We start from the raw sequence: 11112 nt of genomic DNA, 5'->3' as shown, positions 1-11112 counted from the left end.
CGGACCGGGTAGCCCCGGCGTGCCTCCCGCCGCCTGACGCGGCAGTCCCGCCGCTGACGCGCGGCTTCGCGTAACGCCCGCACCGCATTCCGCGACGCAGGCCGGTGACGCCTGCCCGCACCCCGTCCCTTTCATGAATTTTGTCAGGAGTGTGCCATGGCACAGACCTCGCGCCTGCGATTGTCCGCAGGCGCCGCGATGCTCGCGCTCGCCCTCGTGGCGACCGGCATCGTGGTCACCGCGCAGCCCGACCCGGCTGCCGCCGCACCACCGCCCACCAGCTCGTTCGAGAAGGTCAAGCTCGACGGCGGCCTGTCGATGGGCGAGCCGATCGAGCTCTCCGTCCTGCCCGACGGCAAGGTCCTCTACATCAACCGGGGCACCAGTGCCGCCGGCGGCCAGGTCCGGCTCTACAACCCGGCCACCAACATCACCACCGTGGCGCTGACGCTGCAGCTCGACGCCCGGTTCGAGGACGGGCTCATCGGCATCACGCTGCACCCGCAGTTCGCGAGCAACCGGTGGGTCTACCTCTTCTACTCCCCGGCCGTGACGCCGCTGGTCAACCGGATCTCCCGGTTCACCTTCAACGCCACCACGCTCGTCCTCGACCCGGCGAGCGAGGCGAAGCTGATCGAGTGGCCCACCGAGCGGCGCCTGTGCTGCCACTCGGCCGGGTCGATGACGTGGGACAGCAACAACAACCTCTACTTCGCGGTCGGCGACAACACCAACTCCGGCGGCGACTCGGCGGGCATGGCCCCGATCGACGAGCGGACCGCCCGCGACGCCCAGTACGACGCGCAGCGCACCGCGGGCAACACCAACGACCTGCGTGGCAAGATCAACCGGATCCACCCGGAGAGCAACGGGACCTACACGATCCCGGCGGGCAACCTCTTCCCGGTCGGCACCGCGCTGACCCGGCCCGAGGTCTACATCATGGGCGACCGCAACCCCTACCGGATCTGGGTCGACAAGCAGGCGAACAACACCCTCTACTGGGGTGAGGTGGGGCCGGATGCCGGTGCCACGATCGCCAACCGGGGACCGGCCGCCTACGACGAGTTCAACCGGGCGACCGGGCCGGGCAACTACGGCTGGCCCTACTGCGGCGGCCCCAACGTCGCCTACAACGACTGGGACTTCGCCGCCAACGCCCCGCGCGGCTGGTTCCCCTGCGGCGGCACGACCGGACCGGTCAACAACTCGCCGCGCAACACCGGTCTGCAGCAGCTCCCGCCGACCAAGCCCTCGCTCGTGTGGGAGCAGCACGGCGGCAGCCGCGAGTGGCCCGCCCTCGACAACCCGGGCGGCTGCGGATCGCCCAACCACGCCGAGGTCTACCACTACAACCCCAACCTGAACTCCCAGGTCAAGTGGCCGGCGTACTACGACAACAAGCTGCTCATCACCGAGTACTGCCGCAACTGGATCAAGGAGATCCAGTTCGACAACGGCAACCCGGTCACCGGCAACCCGACCGTCATCGAGCCGGTCGTGAGCGGAATGCAGCTCGTGCACCCGATCGACATGGAGTTCGGGCCCGACGGGTCGCTCTACGTCCTGGAGTACGGCAACGGCTACTTCTCCGGCGACGTCGCGGCCGGGCTCTACAAAATCAACTACGTCGCCGGCGGGCGCTCGCCGACCGCCGTCGCCACCGCCAACCGGGACAACGGCCTGGCACCGCTGGCGGTCGCCTTCTCCAGTGCCGGCAGCACCGACCCGGACGGCGATCCGCTGACCTACGCGTGGGACTTCGACAACAACGGGACCACCGACTCCACCGCGGCGAACCCGTCGTTCACCTACACCACCGTGGGGGACAAGCGGGCGCGGCTGACCGTCAACGACGGCACCGGGCGGTCCGGGACCACCACCATCGCGATCGTCGTCGGCAACAACCGGCCGGTGGTGACGATGGGCGGCGTACCCGACGGCGGGCTCTTCGACTGGAACGACAACCTGACGTCGACCGCGGCCGCGACCGACGCGCAGGACGGGACGATCGCCTGCGCCAACGTCGTGGTCCGAGCGGCGCTCGGACACCAGGAGCACGCCCACGAGGAGGGGCAGGGGACCGGCTGCGGCTTCACCGTCAACACCGGACCCGTCCACGCCGGGCCCGACTCGGTGCTCTTCTTCGTGCTGCGCGGCAGCTACGCCGACTCCGGCGCTGCGGGTACCGTCCCGCTGACGGGGGAGAAGCAGCTCACGCTGTGGCCCAAGCAGTGGCAGGCCGAGCACTACGTGACGCTCAACGGCCCGCAGGTCATCACGCAGGCCGCAGCCGAGGGCGGCAAGCGGCTCGGTGACATCCAGACCGGGGAGTACGTCCGCCACCACGGCGTCAGCCTCAAGGGGATCACCGGCGTCAGCGCCCGCGTCTCCTCGGCGGGTGCCGGCGGCACGATCTCCTTCCGCTTCGACTCGCCGACCGGCCCCGAGGTGGCACGGGTGACCGTCGCCAACACCGGCGGCTGGGACAACTACACCACCGTCACCGCGCCGGTCACCAAGCCCGACGACAACACCCACGACCTCTACCTGGTCTTCACCGGTGCGGCCGGCGGCGCCATCTTCGACATCGACAGCTACACCTTCACCGGTGCGGGCGTCGGCGTGCCGGGCGGCACCGGTCCGCGGACCGGTCCGATCAAGGGCATGGCGAAGTGCGCCGAGGTCAACGGCGGTGCCACCGCCGACGGCACCAAGATCCAGATGTGGGACTGCAACGGGCAGACCAACCAGGTCTGGACGGTGCAGGGCGACGGCACGATCCGGTCGCTCGGCAAGTGCATGGACGTGCAGGCCAGCGGCACCGCCAACGGCACCCTGATCCACCTGTGGACCTGCAACGGCACCGGCGCCCAGCAGTGGGTGGCCGGGGCCAACGGCAGCCTGCGCAACCCGCAGTCCAACCGCTGCCTCGACATCCCCGCCTCCAACCCCAGCAACGGCCGCCAGTTGCAGATCTATGACTGCAACGGCACCGGTGCGCAGAACTGGACCCTGCCCTGATCCGCCGGGCGGCGCGGTCCCTGCGCGCCGCCCGGCCCGTTCGCGACGTGGTGCCCGGTCGGTGCCGGGCGCCACGTCACCCCCTCGCTCCTAGGAGAACGACATGCTCAGAAGAACAATCGGGCTGCTGGCCGGACTGGCCCTCCTGGCCGGTTCGGTCGCGGTGCCCGCGGTCTCGGCCACCGCAGCTCCGCTGACGAAGGTCCTGGTCTTCAGCAAGACCGCGGGCTTCCGCCACTCGTCGATCCCCAACGGCATCGCCGCCGTCCAGGCGCTCGGCGCGGCCAACGGCTTCTCGGTCACCGCGACCGAGGACGCCGCCCAGTTCACCACCGCCAACCTCGCGCAATACCAGGCCGTCATCTGGCTCTCCACCACCGGCGACGTCCTCGACGCCACCCAGCAGACCGCCTTCCAGTCCTACATCGCCGCCGGTGGCGGCTACGTCGGCGTGCACGCGGCGGCTGACACCGAGTACGACTGGCCGTGGTACGGAGGCCTCGTCGGCGCCTGGTTCAGCTCGCACCCGGCACAGCAGCAGGCGACGATCAAGGTCGAAGACCGGGGCAACGTCTCCACCTCGCACCTCGCGCCGACCTGGACGCGCACCGACGAGTGGTACAACTACCGCACCAATCCCCGCTCGGTCGCGAAGGTCCTCGCCAGCCTCGACGAGTCGTCCTACAGCGGCGGCACGATGGCCGGGGACCACCCGATCACCTGGTGCCAGAACTACGGCGGCGGCCGCTCCTGGTACACGGGCCTCGGCCACACCGAGGAGTCCTACACCGACGCCAACTTCACGAAGATGCTGCTCGGCGGCATCCAGATCGCCGCGGGGAGCAAGGCCGCGGACTGCCGCCCGGAGACGGGTTACACGAGCCTCTTCGACGGTACGCAGACCAGCCTCAACGCGTGGCGCCAGGCGGGTCCCGGCGGCTTCACGCTCGCCAACGGCACGATCAGCTCCTTCGGCGGCATGGGGCTGCTCTGGTACCCCGTGCGCACCTTCGCCGACTACTCGCTCAAGCTCGACTGGATGATGCCGGGCGACGACAACGGCGGCGTCTTCATCGGCTTCCCCGATCCGCTCGGCGACCCGTGGGGTCCGGTCAACGCCGGGCACGAGATCCAGATCGACGCCACCGACGCCGACGTCACCCGGACCACGGGCAGCGTCTACAGCTTCAAGGCGCCGGACCTGACCGCTCGGGCGGCGGCGCTGCTGCCCCCGGGCTCGTGGAACACCTACGAGGTCGGCGTACACGGCCAGCGGGTCGAGATCTGGCTCAACGGCGTGAAGATCAACGACTACACGAGTACGCGGGCGATCAGCAACGGGTACATCGGCGTGCAGAACGACGGCGACGCCGCGCACATCTCCTACCGCAACATCCGCATCAAGGCCGGCGGCACCCAGCCGCCCGCCACCGACATCGCCCAGGGCAAGCCCGCCACCGCGTCCAGTGTGGAGTCCGGCAGCCCACACGTCGCCGCCAACGCCGTCGACGGCAACTCCGGCACCCGCTGGGGCAGCCTCTACACCGATCCACAGTGGATCACCGTGGACCTCGGCTCGTCCTACAACCTCAGCCGGGTGCGCCTCAACTGGGAGACCGCCTACGGCAGGGCATACCAGGTGCAGGTCTCGCCCGACAACGCGACCTGGACCAGCATCTACTCCACCACCACCGGTGACGGCGGCGTCGACGATCTGACGCTCACCGGCACCGGCCGCTACGTCCGGGTCTACGGCACGCAGCGGGCCACGCAGTGGGGCTACTCGCTGTGGGACCTCAACGTCTACGGCACCCCCGCGACCAGCACGCCCGTCCTGCTCTCGCAGGGCAAGCCCACGGCGGCCTCCAGCGTGCAGACCGGCAGCACGCTGACCGCGAACCTGGCGGTCGACGGCAACACCGGCACCCGGTGGGGCAGCGCGTACGCCGACCCGCAGTGGATCTCGGTGGACCTCGGGCAGTCCCGCTCGATCAGCCGGGTGCGCCTGAACTGGGAGGCCGCGTACGGCAAGGCCTACCAGATCCAGTTCTCGCCCGACAACGCCACCTGGACCAGCGCCTACTCCACCACGGCCGGTGACGGCGGCATCGACGACCTCACCGTCACCGGCACCGCCCGCTACGTGCGCGTCTACGGCACGCAGCGAGCCCTCACCCAGTACGGCTACTCCCTCTGGGAGCTCGAGGTCTTCGGCCTCTAGCACCCCGCCCCGGCACCTGCCCGGGTGCCGGGGCACCCCTCCACACCCCTTGAGAGGACCCCGCCATGTCCCGCTCCTCTGGAAGACGGATGCGAGCGCTCGTCGTCGCCGCCGTCTCCGCGACCTTCCTCACCGCGCTGAGCTCCGGGTCCGGCGCCCAGGCGGCCCCTGTCCCGGCCGCCGACTACCAGCAGATCTCCCTCGCCTCCGGCAGCGCCGAGCTCGGCGAGGCGATGTCGCTGGCCGTCATGCCGAACCGTTCGGTGATCCACACCGCCCGCAACGGGACCGTCCGGGTCACCGACGCCGCCGGGAACACGAAGGTCGCGGGCAACATCCCCGTCTACACCCACGACGAGGAAGGGCTCCAGGGCGTCGCCGTGGACCCCAACTTCGCCAGCAACCGCTACGTCTGGCTCTACTACTCCCCGACCCTCACCACTCCGGGCGGCGATGCACCCACGAGCGGCACCGCGGCGGACTTCGCACCGTGGAAGGGCCACCTCAACCTGTCGCGCTTCACCCTCAACACCGACGACACGCTCAACATGGGCAGCGAGAAGATCGTGCTCACGGTCGACAACGACCGGGGCCAGTGCTGCCACGTCGGCGGTGACATCGACTTCGACGCGGCGGGCAACCTCTACCTGACCACCGGCGACGACACCAACCCGTTCGAGTCCAACTCGTTCACCCCGATCGACGAGCGCACCGACCGCAACCCGCAGTTCGACGCGCAGCGCTCCTCGGCCAACAGCAACGACCTGCGGGGCAAGGTCCTGCGGATCACGCCGACGGCCGCAGGCGGCTACACGATCCCGTCGGGCAACATGTTCGCGCCCGGTACGGCGAAGACCCGCCCCGAGATCTACGCGATGGGCTTCCGCAACCCGTTCCGGATGAGCGTCGACAAGCCCACCGGCAACGTCTACCTCGGCGACTACGGCCCCGACTCCGGCGCCACCGATCCCAACCGGGGCCCCAACGGCCAGGTCGAGTTCGACCGGATCACCGCACCGGGCTTCTACGGCTGGCCCTACTGCACCGGCACGAACACCACCACCGAGACCTACAACGAGTACACGTTCCCGTCCGGCCCGTCGCAGGCCAAGTACAACTGCACCGGCGGCGCGACGAACAACTCCTTCCGCAACACCGGCATCACCACGCTGCCCGCGGCGAAGGCGAGCTGGATCCGCTACGGCGGCGACGCCGGCACCCCGCCGGAGTTCGGCGGCGGCTCCGAGTCGCCGATGGGCGGCCCGGTCTACCGCTACAACGCCGCCTCGACCTCATCGGTCAAGTTCCCGCAGTCGCTCGACGGCCGCTACTTCGCCGGTGAGTACGGCCGCCGCTGGATCAAGGCGATCACCGTCAACGGCGACGGCACCTACGGCGAGATCTCGGCGTTCCCGTGGACCGGCACGCAGGTCATGGACATGGCGTTCGGCCCCGACGGCGCGCTCTACGTCCTGGACTACGGCACCGGCTCGGGCAACCAGGCCCTCTTCCGGATCGAATACATCGGCACCGGGACCAACCGCAACCCGGTCGCGGTGGCGTCGGCGAACAAGACCTCCGGCCCGGCACCGCTGGCGATCAACTTCTCGTCGGCGGGCAGCTCGGACCCCGAAGGCGGCGCACTGAGCTACCTGTGGACGTTCGGCGACGGCACCACCTCGACCGCGGCCAACCCGACGAAGACGTACACGGCGAACGGCACCTATAACCCGACGCTGAGGGTGACCGACCCGCAGGGCCTGACCGGCACGGCGAGCCTGGTCGTCACCGTCGGCAACAGCGCGCCGGTGGTGAACGTCTCGGCCCCCGCCGACGGCCAGCTCTTCACCTTCGGCGACACGATCCCGTTCACCGTCAGCGTCACCGACCCGGAGGACGGCACGATCAACTGCTCGCGGGTGACCGTGACCTACTCGCTGGGCCACGACAGCCACGCGCACCAGATCACCTCCAAGACCGGCTGCACCGGCACGATCACGATCCCGGTCGACGGCGAGCACGACGCGGCGGCGAACATCTTCGGTGTCATCGACGCGTCCTACACCGACAACGGCGGCCTCACCACGCGGACCGTCCGCACGCTGCAGCCCAAGAAGCGCCAGGGTGAGCACTTCGGCGGCCAGTCCGGCGTCCAGGTCGCTCCGCACGCGGCGGCCGAGGGCGGCAACACCGCCGGATTCATCGAGAACGGCGACTGGATCTCCTACACCCCCTACCGCATCAACAACGCCACCCAGTTCACGGCGAGGGTCTCCTCGGCAGGCGCGGGCGGCACCCTGGAGATCCGCAGCGGCTCGGCGACCGGCACCCTGCACGGCACCGCGACCGTGGCGCCGACCGGCAGCTGGGAGACGTTCGCGACCGTCTCCGCCAACCTCACCAACCTGCCCGCCGGGACCGTCCCGCTCTTCCTCGTCTTCAAGGGCGGCGCCGGCTACCTCTTCGACGTGGACTCCTTCACCTTCGTCACCGGGAGCACCCCGACCCCGACAGCCGTGGCGCTGCGGGCCGGAGCCAACGCCAAGTACGTCACCGCCGGGACGGCGGCGCTGATCGCCAGCGCCACCACGATCGGCACCGCGCAGCAGTTCGAGGTGGTCACCCTCAGCGGCGGCAACATCGGCCTTCGGGCGAGGGTCAACAACATGTTCGTCTGCGCGGAGAACGGCGGCGCCAACCCGCTCATCGCCAACCGCGCCTCGGCGGGCTCGTGGGAGACCTTCACCCTCGTCAACAACTCCGACGGCACCGTCAGCATCCGGGCCACGGTGAACAGCATGTACGTCACGGCGGAGAACGCCGGGGCCGAGCCGCTGATCGCCAACCGGGCGGCGATCGGGCCGTGGGAGAAGTTCACCCTGGTCAACGTCTGAGAGGCAGGACGACCATGAAGCAACTGCTGCACCGGCTCTGCCGGTGGGCGGTCGCGGCATCGTTGTTGACGATCGGGCTGGCCGGTTCCCCGGCCAGCCCGGCCTCGGCACGTGCCGCCGCTGCCGCCGCTCCGCTCGCCGCCAACGTCCACCTCTTCTACTACTCCTGGTACGGCAACCCGTCCTTCTCCGGCAGCTACCGGCACTGGCCGCAGGGCGGGCACACGCCGCCGAACGACGTCGGGGCCAACCTCTATCCGGTCCGCGGTGCCTACGACTCCGGCGACTTCGCCGGGACCGTGACCCAGCACATGTCCTGGATCGCCCAGGCCGGGGTGGGCGTCATCGTCTACTCCTGGTGGGGGCAGAACTCGTTCGAGGACCAGCGGGCCGCCGGGGTCCTGTCCGCCGCCGCCGCAGCCGGGATCAAGGTCGCCTGGCACCTGGAGCCCTACTCCGGGCGGACGGCGGCGTCGACCGTCGCCGACATCACCTACATCCAGAACCGCTACGGATCGTCTCCCGCCTTCTACCGGGACGCGGCCCACGGCAACCGGTCGGCGTACTACGTCTTCGAGAGCCTGCGGATCACCGACTGGACCCCGCTCGACCAGGTACGCAGCACCGCGATCGTGCTCGCGCAGACCACCGACACCTCGAAGGTGGCGCACTTCGGCGGGATGTACACCTACGACGCGATCGCCGGTGCCACCGCACCGGGCTGGGCCAACGCGGCCGCCTACTGCAAGGCCAACGGCCTGGTCTGGGCGCCCTCGATCGGACCCGGCTACATCGACGACCGGGCGGTGCCGGGCAACACCACGCCGACGCTGGCCCGCGACAACGGCGCCACCTATGACCGGGAGTGGGGCAACGTCCTCAACCCGGCCCTCGGCGGTCCGCCGCCATGGGTCTCGATCACCTCGTTCAACGAGTGGCACGAGGGGTCGTCGATCGAGCCGGCCAGCTCCAACCCGCCGGGCGGCTTCGGCTACCAGACCTACTCCGGTGCCTACGGGCTGACCGGGGCGGCGGCGGAGTCGGCGTACCTGACGCGTACCAGATATTGGGTTGATCGGTTCAACCCACCGGCACCCGCGACGGCCGTGAGCCTGCGTGCCAGGGTCAACAGCCGCTACGTGACGGCCGACAACGCGGGTGCGAGCCCGCTGATCGCCAACCGGACGGCGATCGGGCCGTGGGAGCAGTTCGACCGGCTCGACGCGGGCGGCGGCAACATCGCGCTGCGCTCGCGGGCCAACGGGCTGATCGTCACGGCGAGCAGCAACGGGGCCGGGCCGCTCATCGCGAGCAGCAGCACGGTCGGCACGTGGCAGACGTTCCAGCTGATCAGCAACGCCGACGGCAGCGTGAGCCTGCGGGCCGTCGGCAACAACCGGTATGTCACGGCGGAGAACGCGGGCGCCAACCCGCTCATCGCCAACCGGACGGCGATCGGCGGCTGGGAGAGGTTCGACCTGATCACGGGCTGACCTCCACGGACAGGCGGGCCCGGCAGGCGCGAGCGGCGCCGGCCGGGCCCGTCGCCGTCCGTGTCGAGGCCGGTGCCGTCGAGCATGGCTGTACGGTCGCGGGCATGGACACGAGCGGAAGCGTCGCTGGAGTGCCGACGAGTGACGTCGAGATCGGGGCCTGGCTGCGGGCCAACGGAAGCCTGCTGCGCACGATCACGCCCGCCGAGGACGACGACTTCGGCGACCTGGAACCGCTGCGGGAACTCGTCGGCGACGCCCGGATCGTCGGTCTCGGGGAGAGCACCCACCGGATCCACGAGTTCTACCAGGTCCGTGACCGGCTGAGCCGCTTCCTCGTCGCCGAGCTCGGCTTCACCGCGGTCGTCCTGGAGTCGGGGTTCGGCGAAGGACGGCTGGTCGACGAGTGGATCGGCGGCGGTCCGGGCGAGCCGTCGGTGGTGCTGCGCGACGGGATCACCTACAGCTTCGGCCGGTGCGCGGAGCTGCGGACCCAGATCGAATGGCTGCGTGCCGTCAACGCCGCTGCCGATCGGCGGGTGCGCTTCTACGGCATGGACCTGTCGGACTCCAGCGGTTCGGCGCTGCCGGCCGTCCGGGAGGTGCTCGCCTACCTGGACCGGGTCGATCCGGCGTACGCGGAGGCGGTCCGGTCGGACCTGCTGCCGCTCTTCGACTACCTGCCCACGGACCGGAGCGGCATCGCCTGGGTGGCACCGACCCTGCACGCGTACATGGCGTTGGAGCAGGCGGTCCGCCACGAGCTGACCGCGCGCATCAGCGACCTGCCGGAGCGGCTCGCGGCGATGCGAATCATCTACATCGGACGATCTGATCGGGAGTCGTTCGAGTTCGCCTACCGGTGCGCTGCGACGGCGAGGCACACCGACGCCTTCCTCACCGGCTTTCCCGACGGCGCGACCCGCGGCTATCAGGGGGCCAACTATCGCGACGCGGCCATGGCCGAGAACATCGAGTGGATCCTCGACCGCGAGGAGCGCATCGTCGTCCTCGCCGCCAACGGGCACCTGCAGCGCACGCCCTGGTCGGCGCCGCCGATCATCACCACCGAACTGACCATGCTCGGGGCACACCTCGCGGCGGCCCACGGCGAGCGCTACGTCTCGATCGCGACCGCCTTCGGCGGCGGGGAGCTGCTGCTGCACCGGCCGCACCCGGATGATCCGCCCGGCCACAGCCGACTCTTCACCGAGGAGCTGCGCCTGCTCGACCCGGCGAGCCTCGATGAGCTGCTCGCCGGTGCCGGGATGCCGCACTACCTGCTCGACCTGCGCCGTGTCCCGGCGGAGGGCCCGGTGGCGCGGCGGTTCGCCGCGACCACCTCGATGATGACCGGCGGCCAGGCCACGCCGGTGGACGCGCTCGCGGCTTTCGACGCGGTGGTCTACGTGGACCAGGTGTCGCCGTGGCACCACTCCGCCGACTGGGGGCGTCGGGACGGCTGAGGCTCGCAGGGCGC

5 protein-coding genes are annotated in these 11112 nt (G+C 70.3%); all 5 read left to right on the top strand.

Features of this window, described 5'->3' with window-relative positions; genetic code table 11:
• Positions 1 to 156 precede the first annotated feature (156 nt).
• The 5 genes from F4553_RS08700 to F4553_RS08680 all read left to right on the top strand — a co-directional run bounded on the left by F4553_RS08700 (position 157) and on the right by F4553_RS08680 (position 11098).
• Complete coding sequence (locus F4553_RS08700; protein ID WP_184834300.1) at positions 157 to 3024, top strand: ricin-type beta-trefoil lectin domain protein; 2868 nt, start codon at positions 157 to 159, stop codon at positions 3022 to 3024.
• 103 nt (positions 3025 to 3127) lie between these two features.
• Positions 3128 to 5245 carry a ThuA domain-containing protein gene (locus F4553_RS08695; protein ID WP_184834298.1) on the top strand — a complete coding sequence of 706 codons (2118 nt, stop codon included), beginning with the start codon at positions 3128 to 3130 and terminating at the stop codon, positions 5243 to 5245.
• Between the two features lie 89 nt (positions 5246 to 5334).
• Positions 5335 to 8139 carry a PQQ-dependent sugar dehydrogenase gene (locus tag F4553_RS08690; RefSeq protein WP_246466243.1) on the top strand — a complete coding sequence of 935 codons (2805 nt, stop codon included), beginning with the start codon at positions 5335 to 5337 and terminating at the stop codon, positions 8137 to 8139.
• 14 nt (positions 8140 to 8153) lie between these two features.
• A complete protein-coding gene (locus F4553_RS08685) occupies positions 8154 to 9632 on the top strand; it encodes a glycoside hydrolase family 99 protein (RefSeq protein ID WP_221469823.1) in 1479 nt (492 codons plus the stop codon).
• A gap of 104 nt (positions 9633 to 9736) precedes the next feature.
• Positions 9737 to 11098, top strand: coding sequence for an erythromycin esterase family protein (locus F4553_RS08680; protein WP_184834287.1), 1362 nt, complete (start codon positions 9737 to 9739; stop codon positions 11096 to 11098).
• Positions 11099 to 11112: the final 14 nt, after the last annotated feature.

It is taken from the genome of Allocatelliglobosispora scoriae (genome assembly GCF_014204945.1).
Lineage (GTDB): Bacteria > Actinomycetota > Actinomycetes > Mycobacteriales > Micromonosporaceae > Allocatelliglobosispora > Allocatelliglobosispora scoriae.
Note: the sequence above shows the minus strand (reverse complement) of the source record. Positions and strands in the feature narration are given on the sequence as shown.

Bases quoted from the DNA above. Each gene is read 5' to 3' on its own strand.
- F4553_RS08690 (WP_246466243.1), top strand. From the start codon at position 5,335: ATGCGAGCGCTCGTCGTCGCCGCCGTCTCCGCGACCTTCCTCACCGCG.
- F4553_RS08685 (WP_221469823.1), top strand. From the start codon at position 8,154: ATGAAGCAACTGCTGCACCGGCTCTGCCGGTGGGCGGTCGCGGCATCG.
- F4553_RS08680 (WP_184834287.1), top strand. From the start codon at position 9,737: ATGGACACGAGCGGAAGCGTCGCTGGAGTGCCGACGAGTGACGTCGAG.
- F4553_RS08695 (WP_184834298.1), top strand. From the start codon at position 3,128: ATGCTCAGAAGAACAATCGGGCTGCTGGCCGGACTGGCCCTCCTGGCC.
- F4553_RS08700 (WP_184834300.1), top strand. From the start codon at position 157: ATGGCACAGACCTCGCGCCTGCGATTGTCCGCAGGCGCCGCGATGCTC.